Annotated in this window: 20 protein-coding genes; 6 read left to right on the top strand and 14 right to left on the bottom strand. The window is 68.5% G+C overall.

Annotated features, from left to right (window positions below; genetic code table 11):
• Positions 1-74 precede the first annotated feature (74 nt).
• Positions 75-1,694: a ribonuclease Y gene (gene rny, locus OHA25_RS53195; RefSeq protein ID WP_327584474.1), complete on the top strand. Its 1,620-nt coding sequence runs from the start codon at positions 75-77 to the stop codon at positions 1,692-1,694.
• 35 nt (positions 1,695-1,729) lie between these two features.
• On the opposite strand, the gene OHA25_RS53190 is transcribed toward rny, so the two are convergent.
• From OHA25_RS53190 to OHA25_RS53165, 6 genes are all read right to left on the bottom strand, one after another.
• Positions 1,730-3,565 carry a S9 family peptidase gene (locus OHA25_RS53190; protein WP_327584473.1) on the bottom strand — a complete coding sequence of 612 codons (1,836 nt, stop codon included), beginning with the start codon at positions 3,563-3,565 and terminating at the stop codon, positions 1,730-1,732.
• Positions 3,566-3,614: 49 nt separating this feature from the next.
• Entirely contained in the window at positions 3,615-4,460 is an 846-nt protein-coding gene (locus OHA25_RS53185) for a glutamate ABC transporter substrate-binding protein (protein ID WP_327584472.1), read from the bottom strand.
• Between the two features lie 112 nt (positions 4,461-4,572).
• Positions 4,573-5,490, bottom strand: coding sequence for an amino acid ABC transporter permease (locus OHA25_RS53180; RefSeq protein WP_327584471.1), 918 nt, complete (start codon positions 5,488-5,490; stop codon positions 4,573-4,575).
• A complete protein-coding gene (locus OHA25_RS53175; RefSeq protein WP_327584470.1) occupies positions 5,487-6,155 on the bottom strand; it encodes an amino acid ABC transporter permease in 669 nt (222 codons plus the stop codon). The genes OHA25_RS53180 and OHA25_RS53175 overlap by 4 nt, the downstream gene beginning before the upstream one ends.
• A 58-nt stretch (positions 6,156-6,213) precedes the next feature.
• Positions 6,214-7,077, bottom strand: coding sequence for a glutamate ABC transporter substrate-binding protein (locus OHA25_RS53170; RefSeq protein ID WP_327584469.1), 864 nt, complete (start codon positions 7,075-7,077; stop codon positions 6,214-6,216).
• A 22-nt stretch (positions 7,078-7,099) separates the two neighbouring features.
• Positions 7,100-7,855: an amino acid ABC transporter ATP-binding protein gene (locus tag OHA25_RS53165; protein WP_305923394.1), complete on the bottom strand. Its 756-nt coding sequence runs from the start codon at positions 7,853-7,855 to the stop codon at positions 7,100-7,102.
• 138 nt (positions 7,856-7,993) lie between these two features.
• Between OHA25_RS53165 and miaB the strand changes: the two genes are divergently transcribed.
• Entirely contained in the window at positions 7,994-9,490 is a 1,497-nt protein-coding gene (miaB, locus tag OHA25_RS53160) for a tRNA (N6-isopentenyl adenosine(37)-C2)-methylthiotransferase MiaB (protein ID WP_327584468.1), read from the top strand.
• Between the two features lie 94 nt (positions 9,491-9,584).
• On the opposite strand, the gene OHA25_RS53155 is transcribed toward miaB, so the two are convergent.
• Positions 9,585-10,028: a tautomerase family protein gene (locus tag OHA25_RS53155; protein WP_327584467.1), complete on the bottom strand. Its 444-nt coding sequence runs from the start codon at positions 10,026-10,028 to the stop codon at positions 9,585-9,587.
• Positions 10,029-10,120: 92 nt separating this feature from the next.
• Here OHA25_RS53155 and OHA25_RS53150 point away from each other — a divergent pair, with 92 nt between their 5' ends.
• A complete protein-coding gene (locus OHA25_RS53150; protein ID WP_327584466.1) occupies positions 10,121-10,627 on the top strand; it encodes a winged helix-turn-helix transcriptional regulator in 507 nt (168 codons plus the stop codon).
• Between the two features lie 349 nt (positions 10,628-10,976).
• Here OHA25_RS53150 and OHA25_RS53145 read toward each other — a convergent pair whose 3' ends face one another.
• A complete protein-coding gene (locus OHA25_RS53145) occupies positions 10,977-11,648 on the bottom strand; it encodes an HNH endonuclease family protein (protein WP_327584465.1) in 672 nt (223 codons plus the stop codon).
• Between the two features lie 249 nt (positions 11,649-11,897).
• Between OHA25_RS53145 and OHA25_RS53140 the strand changes: the two genes are divergently transcribed.
• From OHA25_RS53140 to OHA25_RS53130, 3 genes are all read left to right on the top strand, one after another.
• A complete protein-coding gene (locus tag OHA25_RS53140) occupies positions 11,898-12,881 on the top strand; it encodes a helix-turn-helix domain-containing protein (protein WP_327584464.1) in 984 nt (327 codons plus the stop codon).
• Positions 12,882-12,948: 67 nt separating this feature from the next.
• Complete coding sequence (locus tag OHA25_RS53135; protein ID WP_327584463.1) at positions 12,949-13,215, top strand: ribbon-helix-helix domain-containing protein; 267 nt, start codon at positions 12,949-12,951, stop codon at positions 13,213-13,215.
• A 29-nt stretch (positions 13,216-13,244) separates the two neighbouring features.
• Positions 13,245-13,631, top strand: a complete 387-nt coding sequence (locus OHA25_RS53130) for a hypothetical protein (protein ID WP_327584462.1) — start codon at positions 13,245-13,247, stop codon at positions 13,629-13,631.
• A 41-nt stretch (positions 13,632-13,672) separates the two neighbouring features.
• Here the strand turns inward: OHA25_RS53130 and OHA25_RS53125 are convergent, their stop codons facing one another.
• The 6 genes from OHA25_RS53125 to dapF all read right to left on the bottom strand — a co-directional run bounded on the left by OHA25_RS53125 (position 13,673) and on the right by dapF (position 19,436).
• Complete coding sequence (locus OHA25_RS53125) at positions 13,673-13,981, bottom strand: helix-turn-helix domain-containing protein (protein WP_327584461.1); 309 nt, start codon at positions 13,979-13,981, stop codon at positions 13,673-13,675.
• A gap of 131 nt (positions 13,982-14,112) precedes the next feature.
• Entirely contained in the window at positions 14,113-14,499 is a 387-nt protein-coding gene (locus tag OHA25_RS53120; protein WP_327584460.1) for a hypothetical protein, read from the bottom strand.
• Between the two features lie 25 nt (positions 14,500-14,524).
• Positions 14,525-15,283: an SDR family NAD(P)-dependent oxidoreductase gene (locus tag OHA25_RS53115; protein WP_327584459.1), complete on the bottom strand. Its 759-nt coding sequence runs from the start codon at positions 15,281-15,283 to the stop codon at positions 14,525-14,527.
• Between the two features lie 240 nt (positions 15,284-15,523).
• Complete coding sequence (locus tag OHA25_RS53110) at positions 15,524-17,800, bottom strand: tetratricopeptide repeat protein (RefSeq protein ID WP_327584458.1); 2,277 nt, start codon at positions 17,798-17,800, stop codon at positions 15,524-15,526.
• Between the two features lie 19 nt (positions 17,801-17,819).
• Entirely contained in the window at positions 17,820-18,575 is a 756-nt protein-coding gene (locus tag OHA25_RS53105) for an SCO6745 family protein (RefSeq protein ID WP_327584457.1), read from the bottom strand.
• A gap of 48 nt (positions 18,576-18,623) precedes the next feature.
• Positions 18,624-19,436 carry a diaminopimelate epimerase gene (gene dapF, locus OHA25_RS53100; RefSeq protein ID WP_327584456.1) on the bottom strand — a complete coding sequence of 271 codons (813 nt, stop codon included), beginning with the start codon at positions 19,434-19,436 and terminating at the stop codon, positions 18,624-18,626.
• Between the last annotated feature and the right edge of the window lie 7 nt (positions 19,437-19,443).

The following is a 19,443-nucleotide window of genomic DNA, read 5'->3' as shown; positions in this document are numbered from 1 at the left end:
CGGCGCGCTTGTGACCCCTCCCATGTTTGGTCCGCGTTATGAGGTGTTGACGACGCGAGGAGGGCGGGGCGCACATGGGGCCGCTGGTCGTGGTGCTGATGGTGGCGGTGCTCGTGCTCGCGTTCGGGATGATCGTCGCGCTTCTCGTCGTCATACGCCGCACCTCCGGCAGCGTACCGAAAGCGGGGGCCAAGCCGAGCCCCGAGCAGCTGCAGGCCGTGCACGAGGAGATCGAGCAGGCACGTGAGGAGGCGCGGGAGATCCGCCACAAGGCGGAGACCGACGCCGATGAGATCCTGCGCAGGTCAGAGGCGGCCGCCGAGAGCGCCGCGCAGATGCGCCGCGAGGTCGAGCAGGAGAGCCGGATACTCAAGTCCGAGCTCAAGGAGCTCCGTGCCGACCTCGAACGCCGGGAGGCCAGGCTGGCCGAGCGGGAGCAGCGGCTGGATGAGGAGGCCAGACGGCAGACCGAGCGGGACAGAAAACTGGCCGAGACCGAGATCGAGCTCGCCGACCGGCGCGAGGAGTTGCTCCAGGTCGAGGAGCAGCGCCGGGTCATCTTGGAGCGGGTCGCCGGGCTGACCACCGACCAGGCCAAGTCCGAGCTGGTCAAGGAGATCGAAAACCAGGCCAAGCGTGAGGCCGCGCTGATCGTCAGAGAGATCGAGGGCGACGCCCGCAAGGAGGGCGAGAAGCGGGCGACCAAGATCGTGACGCTGGCCGTGCAGCGGGTCGCGGCGGAGCAGACCGCGGAGTCGGTCGTCAGCGTGCTGCACCTGCCTGGGGACGAGATGAAGGGCCGCATCATCGGCCGCGAGGGCCGCAACATCCGGGCCTTCGAGTCGACCACCGGCGTGAATCTCATCATCGACGACACCCCCGAGGCGGTGTTGTTGTCGTGCTTCGACCCGGTCAGGCGGGAGACGGCGCGGCTCACACTGGAGAAGCTCGTGCTCGACGGCCGCATCCACCCGCAGCGCATCGAGGAGGCCCACGACCGCAGCCGCCAGGAGGTGCAGGACCTGTGCGCGCGGGCCGGTGAGGACGCCCTGGTGGAGCTGGGCATCACCGACATGCATCCGGAGCTGACGCTGCTGCTCGGCCAGCTGAGATACCGCACCTCGTACGGGCAGAACGTGCTCAAGCACCTCATCGAGTCCGCGCACATCGCCGGGATCATGGCCGCCGAGCTGAAGATGAACCAGACGCTGATGAAGCGCTGCGCCCTCCTGCACGACATCGGCAAGGCGCTCACGCACGAGGTCGAGGGCAGCCACGCGCTGATCGGCGCGGAGATCGCCCGCCGCTACGGCGAGGAGGAGGACGTGGTGCACGCCATCGAGGCGCACCACAACGAGGTCGAGGTACGCACCGTCGAAGCGGTGCTCACGCAGGCCGCCGACGCGATCAGCGGCAGCCGGCCCGGCGCCCGCCGCGAGTCCCTGGAGGCGTACGTCAAGCGGCTGGAGCGGTTGGAGGAGATCGCGCAGTCGTACGAGGGCGTGGAGAAGGTGTTCGCCATGCAGGCCGGCCGGGAGATCCGGGTCATGGTCAAGCCGGACGCGATCGACGACATCCAGGCCCAAGTGATCGCCAGGGACGTGGCCAAGCAGGTCGAGGAGGAGCTCACCTACCCCGGGCAGATCCGGATCACGGTCGTACGGGAGTCGCGCGCCACGGAGTTCGCCCGTTGACCATTGAGCCCCTTGAGCATGAGCCCGTTCAGTAATCAGCCCGCTACGGTGAAGATCTGCTGGTAGAAGGCCAGTTCGGCGGCCAGGGCGGCGGTGCGGGTCTCGGTGCGGCGGAAACCGTGTGACTCGCCGTCGAAGGCAAGATACGTGCAGGCGACCCCACGCTCTGACAGCGCGTCCGCGAAGGCCTCGGACTGCTCAGGCGGCACCACGGGATCGTCGAGCCCCTGCATCAACAGCATGGGGCAGGAGACGCCCTCGACGAGGGCGAGCGGCTCGCGAGCGGCGTAGACCTGCGGGTCTTCCGGTCCGACCAGCCACTCCACGTAACGTGAGGCGAAGTCGTGGGTGTGCGCGGCGAGCGGGCCCAGCATGCTGATGCCGTAGTAGGCCACGCCGCCGGCGAACACATCGGACCGGCAGCAGGCGGCCATCACCGTCCAGCCGCCCGCGCTCCCACCGCGTACCGCGATTCTGGCAGGGTCGGCCAGGCCCTCGGCGGCCAGCCATGTGGCGGCGGCGAGCGTGTCCGCGACGTCCAGCAGTCCCCACTGCCCCTTCAGCCGCTCGCGGTAGGCCCTTCCATAGCCCGTCGAGCCGCTGTAGTTGAGGTCGAGCACGCCGATGCCGCGCGAGGTCAGGAACGCCTTCTCCAGGTCGAGCGCGGTGTCGGCGTGTGCGATCGGCCCCCCGTGCACGAAGATCACGTAGGGCGGCGCTCCGCCCTCGGCGGCCGGATCGTGCGGCGGGTAGAGGAAGGCGTGAATGTCCTCGCCCGAGCGCGGCACCCGCACCGCCTGCGGCACGGGCAGGAAGGCCGGTTCCGGCAACCGCTCGATGTTCTGCCGCAGTGCCCGGCTCCGGCCCGAGGGAGTGTCCACGCTGACGACGGTCCGGGGAACGGTGGGGGCGTAGGCGATCCCGGTCACGGTCGCGCCGTCGGCGGCCAGCGTCCCGTCCCACCCGCGGTAGGGCACGTCGAGGTCGGTGAGCGTGCCCGACGCCGGGTCGAGCACGCCCAGGCGCAGGTCGGCGTGCCCGTGCAGGACGGCCAGTCGCCCATCCCCAAGCACGGTGTACGGCCTGCCGCCCAGGAGTCGCGGCGCAGGGGTGAACTCCTCTTCTGCCGGGCAGAGCGCCTGCGCGCCGTCGCCGTGCAGGCCGACCTCGTAGAGGTTCCACCAGCCGGAGGAGTCGGAGACGAGGTAGAGGCGGGAGTCGTTCTTCCACGTAGGCGCCAGCACGGACTCCGACGCGCCGCCCCGCACGGTCCACGCGTCTCCGCCCGACAGGGAGGTGACGCGTAGCTCGGTGCCGTCCCATGGTCTGCGTGGATGGTTCCAGCAGACGTAGGCCAGATGCCGCCCGTCGGGCGAAACGGCGGGAGAGGCGTAGAAGTCGCAACCGGTGGCCCATTCGCGGACGTCGCCGCCGTCCAGCGGGACCGACACCACGGCCCTGGTGACCTTGCCGTCCTCGGCGTGCCGCTCGCGTACGCACCACACCTGGCCGTCGTGGACCAGCAGGTCGGCGTAGCGGCAGCCCTCCGGTGTGAGAGGTTTCGGCTCGCCGTTATCTCCCAGAAGGTAGAGGCGCTGATCCTCGTGGTTGGCGAAGACCACGTCACCCGCAGGGGTCACGGCGTAGGGGCGGCCGCCGTCCTCGTGGACCCTGGTGTGCGCGCTCCACGGCGCGGGAAGCAGCTCACGGCAGGTGCCATCGGCGGCACGGCACATGAGCGTGGTGCGCCCGCCCTCTCCGGGGCGCTCCTCCGTCCACCACACCCGGCCGTCCTGGGCCGCCGGCCAGGCGGGACGCACGCCCGAGCCCGCCACGTCTCTGGTCGAAATGGGGGAGGGCCAGAAAGGCATACCCGCATCCTGCCGGAAGATCGCCGAGCGTGCGGGCGGTCCCCCGAGATCAGGGGCATCCCTCGGCCCGCGGGAGGGACGAGGGCAGCTTGAGCCCCGTCCTGCCGAACCATTTGTGCAGCAGCCTCGTGGCTGTGCCGTCCCGCCACATCTCGATGATCGCCCGGTTGACGGCCTCACAGGTGGCGGTGTCGCCCATCTTCAGCCCCACACCCCACTTCTCCTGGAAGAAGGGGTCGTTGAGCAGCTTGAACCGGCCGGGCTCGGCCTCGGCGAACCCGGCCAGGATCAAGCTCTGGGTGCTGACCGCGTCGAGCCGGCCGGAGGCGAGCTTGCTCACGCACTCGGAGTAGTTTCTCGCGGGCACCAGCTCCGCAGGCAGATCCAGCTTGCCGTCCGGCGGCGGGTCCACGATCCGCCGGTACGAGTTCGACCCCTCCGCCAGGCAGATGCGCTTGTGCCGAAGATCGGTCACCTTCCTGATGGTGGTGTTGTCGGCGCGGACCATCGTGTCCTGCTCGACGAGCACATACGGCCCGCCGAAGGTCACGTGGCGCTTGCGGGCCTCGGTGATGGCGTAGGTGGCGAAGATCATGTCCACGCTGCCGTTCTGGAGCAGCGCCTCGCGGGTGGACGAAGGCGACTCCCGCCAGGTGATCTGCACGTCCTCGCCGCCGGCCAGTGCCTTGACGACGTACCTGGCGACGTCCACGTCGAAGCCCTGAGGGTCGCCGGGGCCGGTCTTCAGACCGAGGCTCGGCTGGTCCCATTTGGTGCCGACGACGACTCTCTTGGCGCCTCTGATCTTCTCCACGACGGTCGAGTACGCGCCCCCGCCCTGGCACGCGGCCAGGGTCACTACCATGGCCGCACACGCGAACGCCGCCCCCAGCATGGTTACGAGTGTGTGCGCTGGGAAACGCCAGGAAACCGGCCTTACCCGAAATATGGACGTTTCTTGGCGTTTTACGGGTACACGGGCGGCGGGCGGAAGGCCCGCCGCCCGGTTACTCCACGGGACGGTCGGGCGCCACGCCGCCGCCCTCGGTGCCCTCACCGGCGCCGATGCCGACGGCGGCCGAGCCGGGCGCCGCGACGGGCCGGGCAGCGGTCCTGCGGCTGCGCCTGCTACGCCGCTCCAGCCAGGTGGCCATGTAGCTCAGCGCCATGTTGAGCGCCACATAGATGATGCCGATGACGATCGCCGCCGGGATCAGCGAGCCGAAGAACGCGGCGGGCAGGATCTTGAAGCCGGTGTTGAGCAGGTCGACGTAGGCGATGATGTAGCCGAGCGCGGTGTCCTTCAGCAGGACCACGAGCTGGCTGACGATCGCCGGCATCATTGCCGTGACGCCCTGCGGCAGCAGCACGAGCCGCATCACCTGGTTCTTGCGCATGCCGACCGCGTACGCGGCCTCGGACTGGCCCCTCGGCACCGCGTTCACGCCGGCCCTGACCACCTCGGCCAGCACCGAGCCGTTGTAGAAGGTCAGGCCCAGGATCACAGCTATGAATGTGTAGTCGCCGCCGCCCACCACCGCGGGTGCGAGGTAGAAGATGAAGAAGATCAGCAGCAACAGCGGGATGGCCCGGAAGACCTCGACCACCACGCCGACCGGGACCCGGATCCAGGCGTGGTCGGAGAGCCTGGCTAGGCCGAAGACCGCGCCGAAGAGCAGGGCCAGCACTGCGGCCACCGCGGCGGCCCGGAGCGTGCCGATCAGGCCGGGGATGATGAAGTTCAGCCAGGTGTCCCATTCCAGGAACGGCTGCCAGATCTTGGCTTCCCACTGACCCTTGGCGTCGAAACCGGCATAAATGCCATACAGGACGGCGGCGACCGCCACGACGCTGACGACCGTGAGGAGGGCATTGCGGACCCGGGCGCGCGGCCCCGGTGCATCGAACAGGACGGCGCTGCTCATCGAACCACCGCCAGACGCTTGGCCAGCCAGCCGGTGAAGTAACCGATCGGCAGTGTCACGCACATGAAGGCGACCACGATGCCCAGGAAGATCGGAATCGAGGCGCCGACCTGGTCGAAGGCCTCCTTCATCTTGTTCGCGGACTCGAAGGCGTACCCGCCGGCCACCGCGACCGTCGTGTTCTTGATCATAGCGATCATCACGCTGCCCAGCGGCGCGATGACCGCGCGGAAAGCCTGCGGCAAAATGATCATCGTCAGCGACTGCATGAACGTCAGGCCGATCGCTCTGGCCGCCTCCGCTTGGCCGAGCGGCACCGTGTTGATGCCGGACCGAAGCGCCTCGCAGACGAAGGCCGCGGTGTAGGCCGACAGGCCCATCGCGACGATCCAGAACGAGTTGATACTGGGCACACTCGAGAAGACCAGGCCGAGCTGGTCGCTGAGGCCGAGTGCGGAGAAGGCCAGGACCAGCGTGAGGGGGGTGTTGCGCACGACGTTGACGTAGATCGTGCCTGCCGCGCGCAGGACCGGCGTGGGGGAAACTCTCATCGCCACCAGGACGGTGCCGAGAATCAGGGAGGCGATCGCGCCCACGATGGCGAGCTTGATGTTCTCCAGGAACCCCAGGCTGAGGTCGGGTGCGTATCTAATCAGATCTTCCATCGTGCTCCACCGCATAGAGCGACGGCGGCCGGGATCCCGGCCGCCGTCTCTGACGTGATCAGCTGCAGCCCTCGGCAGGCGGGGCCGACGTGGACACCTGCAGACCCTGAATGCCGCCGAACCACTTGTCCAGCAGCTGCTTCATGGTGCCGTTGTCCCACAGCTTCTTCACCGCCGCGTTGACGGCCTCACAGGTCTTGGTGTCGCCCTTCTTGAGGCCGATGCCGTACTTCTCGTCCGTGAAGCCCTGGCCCAGCACCTTGAAGTTGCCACCGGCCTGCTTGGCGAAGCCCGCCAGGATCAGGTCGTCGGTGGTGACGGCGTCAAGGTTGCTGCCGTTGAGCTTCTGCACGCACTCGGAGTAGTTGGCGGCGTCGACGGTCGTCGCGTCGATGTCGAGCTCGCCGTCCGGAGGCGGGTCGGTGATCCGCTTGTACGAGTTGGAGCCCGCCGCCTTGCAGATCTTCTTGCCCTTGAGGTCCTGCGGGGTGTTGATCGAGGTGTCGTCCTTGCGGACCATGACGTCCTGGTGCGCGACGACGTACGGGCCACCGAAGGTGACCTTGCCCTTGCGCTCCTCAGTGATCGAGTAGGTGGCGAAGACGATGTCGACCGTGCCGTTCTGGAGGAACGGCTCGCGGTTGGACGAGGCCGACTCCTTCCACTCGATCTCCACGTCCTTGCCGCCGGCGATCTCCTTGACGACGGCCTTGGCCACGTCGACGTCGAAACCCTCGGGCTCGGCGCCCTTCTTCAGGCCCAAGCTCGGCTGGTCCCACTTGGTGCCGACGACGATCTTGCTCGCCCCCTGGACCTTCTCCACCACAGTGGCGTAGGTCTGGTCTCCGCCGCCACAAGCGGTCAGGCCCGCGGCCAGTGCCGCTACCGAGAGCGCTATGGCTCCCGCTCGACGCATGTGCATGTGTACCTGCCCTCGTAATAAGTCAGTGCGTGAGGATCTTCGAAAGAAAGTCCCGCGCCCGGTCGGTCTGCGCGTTCGTGAAGAACTCGTCGGGAGTGTTCTCCTCCACGATCTGGCCGTCTGCCATGAAGACAACCCGGTTGGCGGCCCGGCGGGCAAAGCCCATCTCGTGCGTGACGACCATCATGGTCATCCCGTCACGGGCCAGCCCGATCATGACATCGAGCACCTCTTGCACCATCTCGGGGTCCAGTGCCGAGGTCGGCTCGTCGAACAGGATCATCTTCGGGTCCATGGCCAGCGCCCTGGCGATCGCGACCCGCTGCTGCTGGCCGCCGGAGAGCTGAGCCGGGTATTTGTCCGCCTGCGCCGCGATGCCCACCCGCTCCAGAAGCTCCATCGCCCGCTTGTTGGCGGCGTCCTTGGCGACGCCGCGCACCTTGGTCGGGCCGAGGGTGACGTTCTCCCGGATGGTCTTGTGGGCGAACAAGTTGAACGACTGGAAAACCATGCCTACTTCAGAGCGTAGCCTGGCCAGCGCCTTGCCCTCGGCGGGCAGCACCTGGCCGTCAAATATGATCTTCCCGTCGTCGATCGTCTCCAACCGGTTGATCGCCCGGCAGAGCGTTGACTTCCCCCCGCCCGACGGGCCGATGACGACCAGGACCTCGCCACGAGAGACGGTCAAGTTGATGTTCTTCAGGACGTGCAAGGCCCCAAAGTGCTTGTTGACGTCCTCCAACTGAACCAGTGGAGTGCCGTCGCCGTTCTCCGTCATGGAACGAAACGGTAGAGGGCATAAAGGCGCTGGTCACTAACCGAGTGGTACCGATCCGATCACATCCGGCCGTCAAGCTGGTCTTTTAGATCTGTGAGGGCCGTCGCAAGCCCGACACCGACTACCCTTGAACATGCCATGACTGTGACCCAGGAGGGCGCCCGCACGTACGAAGTGCGCACATACGGGTGCCAGATGAACGTGCATGACTCCGAGCGGCTGTCGGGCCTGCTGGAGGACGCCGGCTACATGCCCGCGCCGGACGGTGAGACCGCCGACGTGGTCGTGTTCAACACGTGTGCCGTGCGGGAAAACGCCGACAACCGCCTCTACGGCAACCTCGGGCACCTCAGGCCCGCCAAGACCCGCAACCCGCGCATGCAGATCGCCGTGGGCGGCTGCCTGGCGCAGAAGGACCAGGGCGAGATCGTCCGCAAGGCGCCGTGGGTCGACGTGGTGTTCGGCACCCACAACATCGGCTCACTGCCGGTGCTGCTGGAGCGGGCCCGCATCGAGGGCGAGGCGCAGGTCGAGCTGAAGGAGTCCCTGGAGGTCTTCCCCTCGACGCTGCCCACCAAGCGCGAGTCTCCCTACGCGGCGTGGGTGTCCATCTCGGTCGGCTGCAACAACACGTGCACGTTCTGCATCGTGCCGTCGCTGCGCGGCAAGGAGAAGGACCGCCGTCCCGGCGACATCCTCGCCGAGGTCCAGGCCTTGGTGGACCAGGGCGTCCTCGAGGTCACCCTGCTCGGCCAGAACGTCAACACCTACGGCGTGGAGTTCGGCGACCGCCTGGCCTTCGGCAAGCTGCTGCGTGCCTGCGGCGACATCGAGGGCCTGGAGCGGGTCCGCTTCACCTCCCCGCACCCGGCCGCCTTCACCGACGACGTGATCGCCGCCATGGCCGAGACGCCCAACGTCATGCATCAGCTGCACATGCCGCTGCAGTCGGGCTCTTCACGCATTTTGAAGGCGATGCGGCGTTCCTACCGTGCCGAGCGTTACCTGGGCATCATCGAGCGCGTCCGCGCCGCCATGCCCGACGCCGCCATTTCGACGGACATCATCGTCGGCTTCCCGGGGGAGACCGAGGAGGACTTTCAGGGCACGCTCGACGTCGTCCGCCAGAGCCGCTTCGCCAACGCCTTCACCTTCCAATACTCCATCCGCCCCGGCACCCCGGCGGCCACCATGCCCGACCAGGTGCCCAAGGAGGTCGTCCAGGAGCGCTACGAGCGGCTGGTCGCCCTGCAGGAGGAGATCTCCTGGGAGGAGAACAAGAAGCAGGTCGGCCGGACGCTGGAAGTGCTGGTGGCCGAGGGCGAAGGCCGCAAGGACGAGGCCACCCGGCGGTTGTCGGGCCGGGCGGCTGACAACCGGCTCGTGCATTTCGCGGTGGGGTCCGAGGTGCCGAGGCCTGGGGACATGGTGACGGTAGAGGTGACGTACGCGGCACCGCACCACCTGGTGGCGGACGGGCCCGTGCGGTCGGTTCGCCGGACTCGGGCCGGCGACGCCTGGGAGGCCCGCCAGGCCGGCCCGGCGACCGGACCCGGGGTCCTGCTGGGCATGCCCACGATCGGCCGTCCCGACCCGCTGCCTGCCGCGCCGACGGGTGCCTGCTCAGCGCACTGAGACCGGCCTGCCGTCATGGCCGGCCGTGACGGCAGGGTGATCTCCCGCCTGAGCAGGATTCCCGCGCCTCGGCCGGCCGGCGGGACCGCAGCAGTCAGGCGGGCTGCTGCTCGATGACGAAGTTGATGATGTCGGGAAGCCGGACGACGCGGCCGAACACTCCCCAGTTACCGTCGGGGATCTCGACGATGTGCACCCAAGCGGACGGCTCACTGGAGAGCCGGTCGGGATCGTCGTCGGCCTTGGCCAGCACGGCCGTGACCCTCCGCATCATCTCGGCGCGCTTGTCGTCGTCCAAGGATCCGGCCGGAACGCTCACCCGGACCACGTATCTGGCCGGCTCGTCCGCCGTCACCGGGCGCCCGCCGACAGACCAGGCGTCCACGTCCTGGAAGACCAGCCAGGAAATGGACCTCGCGGCCGCGGTGTCGGGCGCTCCCTCCACGTGCATGACCTCCGCGACGAGCTCCTCGGACAAGCGGGCGCGCTGGTCCTCGCGGAGCGAACCGCGGGGAACGAACACTTCGACGAACGGCATGCCCTCCTCCTAAGGGTTGCTTTATTGAACTTACTTCCAAGCGGAAGCTATCCCGTGTGCGTTCAATAAGGCAACCCTCTAGGCTGAACAGCATGCGCCGTACGAGCTTCGCCGACATGAGCTGCGCCATCGCCCGCAGTCTGGAGATCGTGGGGGACTGGTGGACGCCCCTCATCATTCGTGACGTCTACCTCGGCGTCCGCCGCTTCGACGACCTGGTCACCGATCTCGGGATCTCCCGCAACCTGCTGACCGCCCGGCTCGATCACCTGGTGGACCAGCAGATCCTCGAACGGCGCCGCTACCAGGAGCGCCCCCCGCGTCACGAGTACGGCCTCACTGAAGCCGGCCGGGATCTCGTGCCCGTGCTGATGGCCCTGATGGCATGGGGCAACCGGTGGGCCGGACTGACGGACGGCCCGCCGGCCGTTCTCGAACACCGGCCGTGCGGAAACCTCTTCACGCCGCTGATCGTCTGCCCGCACTGCGGGGAGCAGGTCACCGCCGACGACGTCAAGGTCCACCCAGGCCCCGGAGGCCGCGTCGGCCCCGGCACCTGGCTGCTCGCCGAGCGACTCACTCAATCAGACGTGTCGTGATACCAAGCCGGTCGGCCCGGTGGCAGCGATTGCCCTGTCCGTCTCCACTGCAGGTCCGGCGTCGCAGCTGGAATCAGCAAACCGCGAGAACGTCTTTCGAGATGGCTCCTCAACATTGAAGGCGAGAACGTATGTCCGTCCCGGAGTCCGGCACCACAGCACGCAGATCGGTAACCCTGCGTCGTCGCCTGATTGCCGAAGTGGAGCAGCTCAGGGGTCCGCGCGGCTTCTCGGCGGCCACCGACGAGGCCTTGTCCTTCTGGGTCGCGCGCAAGAGGCTGCGTCGCGCGATCGATCGCCACGGGGAGGACACCAGCGGACGCGGTCCCCGCTGTCAGTAACGAGGGGATCAGCAGTTCCCGAGAATCGACTCCATCGCGTTCTTCTCCGCCGACGTGACCCACACGTCGTACTTCGCCTTCACGTCGATCTGCCGGGCGATGTACGTGCACCGGTACGCCTTGCGCGGCGGCAGCCAGGTGGCGGCGTCCGAGTCGCTCTTCTGGCTGTTCAGCGGCCCGTCTACGGCCAGGAGGTTCAGCGGGTCGTTGGCGAACTCCTTGCGCTTGGTGGCCGACCATTGCTGGGCGCCCTTTTGCCAGGCGTCCGACAGCGGGATCAAGTGATCGATCTGGACGTCCATGCTCGTGTCCTGGCCACGTTTGAACTCGATCGTCTTGCCGCTGTAGGGGTCCTTCAGCGTGCCGGTCAGGACGATGCAGTCCTGGGTGCCGCGCCTGAAGGTTTCGTCCTCCAGATCGCGCTTCAGGATGTCGTTACGGGTGTCGCAGCCGTTGCGGTCCACGTCCGCCCACGCCGGGCCGAACTCGTCGCGGTCGAAGCCCGTCTTGGGAGCCCGGCCTTTGACGTCCAGTTTGGCGAGCTTCTTGCGGGCGTCCGAGACCGAGGCCGAGTCGGGTTTCCCGGGGGTGTCGGGGTAAGTGGACTGCGCTTCTAAGCCGCCGCAGCCGGTCAACACCGTCATCGTGGCCAGACCGGCCAGGAACGTCCGAACCCGCACCCCTGCCCCCAGACTTCGCCTTTCGTAAAGTCAAGGTATAGCAAGTGCCCGTAAATGGTCTTATAACGCCTCAGGGGCGTCTTGTCTCCTACTTCGGCGCGAACGGGATCTCGCGCAGGCGGGCGGACGGCATGATCGCCACCTCGAAGCGGGCGGCGAAGGCGGCCGCGGGGCCCTCGTCCCACGGGGAGAGAGAACGAGCCTTGTCGTACGCTGATCGGGGATCATGACACGTCGGGAAGAGGCGGCATGGCGCAGCGGCGCTTACTCGAAGGACTTGGGGTCACGGGCGCTGAGGAATCGGCGTACCGGGCTTTGCTCAGACACGGTCCCGCGACGCTGAGCGAGCTGGCGGCCGAGACCGGCTCGTCCGCCGCTGCCATCCGCCGCATGCTGCCCCGGCTGGAGGACCTCGGCCTGATCTCCCGCGTGGCCGGCCGGCCGTTGCGCCTCATCGCCACTCCACCCACCATCGCCATCGACATCCTCGTCGCCCGCCGCCAGGAGGAGCTGACCCACAGCCGCGCCGCCGCCGCGCTTCTGGCCACGGAAGTAGCCGCCCGCAGCGGGCCGCAGCCGGAGGAGGTGCTGGAGGTGGTGACCGGCCGCGACGCTGTTGCCCGCCGTTACCTCCAGCTGGAACGCAACGCCACGCGGGAGATGCTGGTGCTGGTGCATCCGCCGTACGCGGTGGACATCAGCGACGACCGGGAGAACCGGCAACGAGCGGCCCGCAGGGGAGCACCCGTCACCCGCGGCATCTACAGCCCTCAGGCCTTCGAACACCCCGGCATGCTGGCCCACACGCGCCGCGCCATCGCCGACGGCGAGCAGGCCAGGCTCGGCCAGGTGCCAGTCAAACTAGCCATAGCCGACGCGGCCACCGCCATCCTCCCGCTGGTCTCCGACGAGGGCCAAGCTGTCGAGAGCGCCCTCGTCGTCCACCCGTCAGCGCTGCTCGACGCCCTGGTCGGCCTGTTCGAGACGCTGTGGCGAGCCGCCGTGCCGCTGCGCCTGTCGACGGAGGGCCTGGAACAGGAGCGCGAGGCCCCGGACGCCGAGGTGCTGGCCCTCCTGGCCGCCGGCATGAAGGATGATGCCATCGCCAGGCAACTGGGTCTGAGCCCGCGTACGGTGCAGCGCCGCGTCCAGGTGCTGAGCGAGCGCCTGGGCGCCAGAACCCGCTTCCACGCCGGCTTCCTTGCCGCCCAGCAGGACTTGCTGTCCAAGTGATCAGGACCGTCCTGCCTTTCTTTGGGTTGCGTAGATCAACCAGGTATTACTGGGGTACCGTGATGGTATGACCGAGAAGAGGGCGATCAGCCTGCCAGACGAGGACGCCGCATGGCTCGACCAGAAGGTGCAGTCAGGCGATGTCGCTTCTTTTTCGGCGGGCGTGGCCGCGCTGATCGCGGGCGCTCGTCAACGAGAAGCCTGGCTTGCCCGCGACGCGGAAGCCTTCGGTGAGCCGCTTCCCGACGATCCGGATCGTGAGGACTACTGGGCCGCTCGGCTGCGTCGCTCCACAGCCGAGGTCCTCGACGACAACAAGCACGATGCCGCATGATTCGCGGTCGCGTCCTGCACACCCCGGCCGTGGTCGGCTATCTCGGCGGTGACAAGGATCTGCGTATCATGCTGTCGGCCGCGGCTCGCGAGATGGTGACCCTCATTCTGCCCTCCACTGTGCTAACGACGGCCACCAGCGGCTATCCAGAGCTGTACCTCGCACGGCTCAATGCCCGCGTCGAGGCACTACTGTCGAACCCTTCCGTCGTCGTCGACCACCTCGTCGACCGAGGCGGCAGCGCTGAACGCGCGATCCGATCCGGTTTCCTCATGAACGTGCTGGGTCTCACGGTCGAGGATGCGCAGACTGCGGATTTGGCTCTCAACCGATCGGCCCCCGTGCTGACGAGCCGGGCCGGGGCTACGAGGCTCGCGAAGATCGAGCCACGGCTGCCGTTCGACCTGATCAACTGACGTGCTATTACGGCGACATCAGCTTCCGATGCGACGTTAGGTCACGCGACCAAGTTGACGCTTTCTCCGAAGACGGTCAGGGTTACGGTCGCTTGGTCATCCAATGCCCTGGCATAGCTGCGGAGAGTGTCCACCTTCAGGTCGATGACCATCGCGCTTTCGATGGCGGACACACGGGCCTGAGTGACACCCATGCGCTCGGCGACCTCCCGCTGAGTCAAGCCCAGGCGCTTGCGGATCTCGCCCAAGCGCAGTCCTGCCCGCAGCAGCGCGGCTTCAGTACGGATCTCTTCCATCTCTCCGGGGGCATCGAAGATCTCGGTCAGATCATTGCGCTCATTCATCGTCATTCTCTAACTTCCGCCACAGTTCGTACTGTCGTAGGGCCTCGTCGATCAGAGCGTCGCAGAACATCCTGCTGCTGACGTTTCGCTTGTCGCCATGTGCGCTAGATGGCTGTTTCGCGAGCGTCACGGCTCTTCTAGGAACGGACCCGTGTCGCGGCGAATGACACCGCCAGCGCCGCGATCACTGGAATCGCGGTATAGAAGATCAGGAACAGCAGGCCCACCGGCCATAGCCCCTGGCCGCCTCCGCCCTCCCGGACGACACCAATCAGAAAGAGGACGTAGAAGGGACTCGCTGCCAACAGGCCCCACCAGAGCCCGCCTTGCGGGACGAACCATGCAGCCATCCCGGAGACAACGGCTAGGCCGAGGAAAGCCAGGAGCAGGAACGGAGAGTCGAAGAAATCTCGCGGTGCGCCGGGCGAGACCACGGGCGAGGTCAGGTGACAAACTCCCGCAGCAGCGGCGCCTGCGATCGCCAGGACCAGGATCCAGACGGTGGCGTCGGTAAGACGAGGCATGGAGCCCTTCCTTGCGTCCGGTCTTCTACGTGATCAGCATTCCACCGTCCACCGGCAGCGTCACTCCGGTGATGTACGAGGAGGCGTCGCTCGCGAGAAAGATCGCGGCGGCCACCAGCTCGGCCGGGTCGCCGGGCCGGTCCATGACCACCCGCGACTCCATCATCCGCTCCAGATAGCCGGGTTTGTACTGCTCGGTCATCTCCGATGCGAAGAAGCCCGGCTCCAGGCAGTTGACCCTGATCCCGCGCCGCCCGGTCCACTGCTGGGCCAGGTCGCGGGTGAGGCCGATCACCGCCGCCTTGGACGCGCTGTAGGCGGCCTGGGGCAGTCCGGCCGTGGTCTCGCCGAGCACACTGCCGATGTTCACGATCGACGAACCCGGCGGCATGACCCGCGCGCATGCCTGTGCCATCCAGTACGTCCCGTGCAGGTTGACGTCGATGACCTGCCGGAACTCCTCGGGCGTCTCGCGCACCGCGGGCACGGCCGTGGCGATCCCGGCGTTGTTGATCAGCACGTTGACGCTGCCCAGCGTCTCGACGGCGGCGGCGACCAGTGCCTTGCAGTCCTCGTGACGCGCGACGTCCGTCGGCACGGCGACGCACCGCCGGCCGGTCTCCTCAACCAGCCGCCGCGTCTCCTCCAGCCGGTCCGCCCGCCGGGCGCCGATCACGATGTCGGCGCCCGCTTCGGCCAGCCCTCGGGCGAAGGCCACGCCCAAGCCCGACGAAGCCCCGGTGACGATCGCCACCTTCCCATCCAGCCGGAACAGCTCCAGCACGTCAACCCCCGCCCTCCCGGTCGAGACCGAAACGATCCCGCACGCGCGTTTCGTTAGGACGAGAGTGCCACACTGCGTGCCTTCCTTCGGGGACGGCCCCGACGCGCACGTGCTGCCGAGACCGGAATGCTCCGGCCTCCGCATGCTGTCCAGCCCCCCGGCCCCGACATGCTGTCCAGACCGAAACGCCCCGGTCCCGACATGCTGTCGAGACCGGGGCGCTCAGCACCTCTGAGGCCCTTAGAGGCCGTATTCCTTGACGATCCGCTCGTGCCGCTCGACCTCGACGTCGATCTCCCGTGCCAGGTCCAGCCAGGCCAGCGGATGCACCCACCGCTCGGTCGCGTCGTCGAGCAGCGCGTCGACCTCGGAGGGCGAGACGTCCGGCGGCACCGCGACCCAGCCGAACACGCCCGGCAGCGGCTCCCCGCTCGTCGGGTGGTTGACCTTGTAGTTTTCGTCGCTGTAAACCCACATCGGCCAGCCGCGCTCGGCCATGACCTCGGTGAACTCCGCCCAGTCCTCCTCGCTCGGCGCCGCGCCGTCGAAGAAGTAGCTGGTGTAGCCGCCGGGCCGCAGGATGCGCACCGCGGCGAAGGGCGGCACGAAGTTCTGCTGCTCCTGCGGGTCCTCGGGCACGGGCTCCAGCAGCTGCGGGTCGAAGACCACCAGGTCGCCGGCGTTGTAGTCCATGCCGCGCGGCTGCGGCAGCGCCAGCCTGGCGGTGGCGGGGCCGGTGCGGATCGACAGCACCTGGCGCTGCCCACCATCGGGGGCAGGGAGGATGACCCGGATGAGGCCCATTTCCTCCTCGATCGGCCCTTCCTTGGACTTGATCGGCATGCCGATCTTGGCCGCGCCCCTGCGTACGGTGTCCCAGTCCTCCGCCGAGGTGGCCATGACGATCATGCGCCAGACGTCCTCGTCGCTGAGCTCTTCGATCACCTCGAGCAGCGACTGGGCGGCCTTGGCGTTCTGGTCGAGCTGCTGGGCGGCGCCGGACAGCAGACGGCGGGCCTCGATGCCGGCTCCGGCCGCCACGGCGTGCTCGGCGGCGTCGAGCGCCTCCTCCCACCGCTCCCGCGCGCTGTGCAGGCGGGCGAGCGTCACCTGCTGGGCGGCGTGCGGCAACATCGCGGCCATCTGCTCCAGCCGCTCGTCCTGGCGGGCCTCGATGAGCAGCGTGGTCAGGAAGGCCACGTCGTCTTCCTCAGCCTCGGCGATCTTGCCCGAGTCGACGAGCAGGCTCCAGTAGATGTCGGCGCCCGTGGCGGGGTAGCCGAGGAAGCCGAGTGTCGTGGTGTGGCGGCGGGTGGCCTCGACGTCCTCGCCGGACAGCGGCGCCAGCCAGCCGACCCACTTCTCCGGGTCGGCGTTGAAGCCGTCGGCCGCGTCGAACAGGCCCACCCGGTTATCGAGCGGCCCAGGGGCCTCGGGCTCCGTGGCGGCGTCGGCGGCGGCCCGCAGTGCGGCGATGCGCTCGGCCAGGCCCTCGGTGTCGCGCAGCTCGGCGGTGCCGGACTCGGCCAGGTCGGCCAGCAGCCTGGCCTGCCACACGCCCTGCCGGGCGACGGCCAGGTCGCCCGCGATCAGCGCGAGCTCGACGCGGGCGCGGTAGCCGCCCATCATGCCGAAGTAGTCGATCCACTGGCGCAGCACGCGGCCGAGCTGCCAGGTGTTGGTGATCTGCGAGGAACCGGCCAGTAGGGCGACGGCCCGCGACCACTCCACGAACACGCGGGGGTGCTCGCCGACCACGTCGAGATCGGGCAGCGCGTCCACGGCCTCGGCGGTGCGGCCCAGCTTGGCCAGGATCAGCGCCCGGCGCACGCCGTCGCGGTGCTCCTTGGCGACCGGGTCGTCAGGCTGGAACCCGGCGGCCGCCTGCAGCGCGTTGAGCGCGTCCTCCGGGCGGCCGGCCGCCAGCAGCGCACGGGCGCTCTCGGCGCCGAGCTCCCAGCTGGCCTCGCGCCCGGCCACGCGCAGCCGCTCGACGGCGGACTCGGCGTAGGTCACGGCCTCGCCCGGCTTGCCGGCGTCGATCAGGGCGGCGACGTAGTGGGTCACGAGCCCGGTGAAGGCGGGCTTCTCGGGGCTCATGCCCTCGATGTAGCCCCCCAGCGTCTCCAGACGCTCGCTCGCGTAACCGGGGCCGTCGGTGTTGGCCCACGTGACGGCCAGCGCCTCGACCGCCGCCGGGGCGGACGGGCACTCGCGCACGTCTTCGCGCTGGGCGAACACCACCAACTGCTGCGCGTCGTCGATGGCGACCGCGCCCTGCGCCCGGTCGCCGATGCGGCCGACCAGGTGCCAGTAGCGGGCGTAGAACTCGAGCCAGGGCAGCTCCAGGGCTTCTGCCTGCTGCGCGATGGCCGGGGCCATGACGTCGAGCTGGGGATATCGGCCCTCGTAGGCCTGTGCGGGGAGGTCTCCCAGCGCCATGGCGAGGCCAACGTTGCCCGCCTCGGAAAGCTGCTGCTGGGTGTCGCCGACCCAGGCCCAGATGTCCACGTCCATGGGCAGTCAGTCTGCCAGGTCAACGAGCGTGCCCAAAACGCAAGAGCTCGATCAGCTCGTCCGTTTCTCCGTCGTCGAGGGCCGAAAACATGGATGCCATGAGATCGTCGGTACGCTCCTCGACCTCCGCGCGGCGCGCAACCACCTCGGGCGCCGGGGTGGCGTACGGCTCGGGCCAGGTGAAGAACTTCGCGATCATCTCGCCCGAGGCGAGCCCGAAAGGGGTCGCGTCGTGGTCGGCGGCGAGCGTGGCTTCCAGAGGGTGCAGCCCGGCCGCGATCACGGCGTTGGCGTGCAGGCCGCCGCGCAGCTCGCGTACGCAGTGCATGAGCTGGACGGCCCGCGCGGGCGGGTCGTCGGCCAGGGGCACCTTCCGCCAGCCGGCGAACAGCGGGGCGCCGGTGGAGGGGGCCCGCTGGACGACGCGTTCGAGCAGCTCGGCGATTCTGGCGCAGCCGTCGTAGCCGCCGAGTTTGCGCCTGCCCCAGGCCCGGCACGCCTCGGCGTACAGCTCGACGGCCTGGTCGACGGGGAGCTTGCGGCCGCCGTTCCAGCTCTCCTCGACGTGTGCGGGCGGAAAGAAGACGACGACCGAATTGACCACGTCGGCGTCGCACTCGCCGAGCACGCCGCAGCGGCCCCTGAAGTAGAGCTCGCGGGCGCCGAGGCCGAGCTCGTCGCAGATCGCCTTGGCCTCTCTGGAGACCATGAATCCGCCGCCGAACTGGCCGATGGGCGCTTTCACCTGCGCTGCGGTGGTGCGTGGGTCTGCCATGTCCACCCCTCGGTCCGTGAAGTAGACCCAGCATCCCTCAGGAGAACATCATTCTGCAAGCATCAGGTCTCCGCTGGCCACGAGCACGGCGGGACCGGAAAGGTAGCTCGTGTCCTCATCGAGGATCACGGTCAGCGTGCCGCCGAGCACCTCGACGGTCCAGGTGCCGGTGGTGTCGCCTGACAGGCTCGCGGCGGCGACCGCCGTGGCCACCGCGCCGGTGCCGCAGGCGCGCGTCTCGCCGCAGCCGCGCTCGTAGACGCGCATGACCGCGCGGCTGGTGCCGACCGGGTTGAACAGCTCGATGTTGACCCCGGCGGGGAAGACGCCGGTGTCGAAGCCGGGCTGGTGGGTGAGGTCCAGTTGGACGACCGGGTCGCCGATGGGACAGGCCAGGTGCGGGTTGCCCATGTCGACGTGGATGCCGGTGTATTCGTGGCCGCCGACGCTCGCCACGCTCTGGCCGCGCACGACGGGCTTGCCCATGTCGACCGTGATGTCGCCGTTGGGCTCGACGCGGATCATGCGTACGCCGCCCCGCGTGGCCACCGCGAACTCCTGCGGATCGGCCAGCCCGGCGTCGATCAGGTAGCGGGCGAACACGCGCACGCCGTTGCCGCACATCTCGGGCGTGCTGCCGTCGGCGTTGCGGTAGTCCATGAACCACTCGGCCGCGGCCGCCTGCTCGGCCACCTCGTGGCACTGCTTCGTGCGCACCACCCGCAGCACGCCGTCGGCTCCGATGCCGGCCCTTCTGTCGCAGATCTTGGCGACGAGCGCGGTCGACATGTCGACCTCGCCGTCGGGATCGGGGAGGATGACGAAGTCGTTCTCGGTGCCGTGGCCCTTCAGAAACCGCATTGTAGGA

It is taken from the genome of Nonomuraea sp. NBC_00507, from assembly GCF_036013525.1.
In the GTDB taxonomy this organism is placed as follows: Bacteria; Actinomycetota; Actinomycetes; order Streptosporangiales; family Streptosporangiaceae; genus Nonomuraea.
This window is presented reverse-complemented; position numbering and strand designations above follow the sequence as displayed.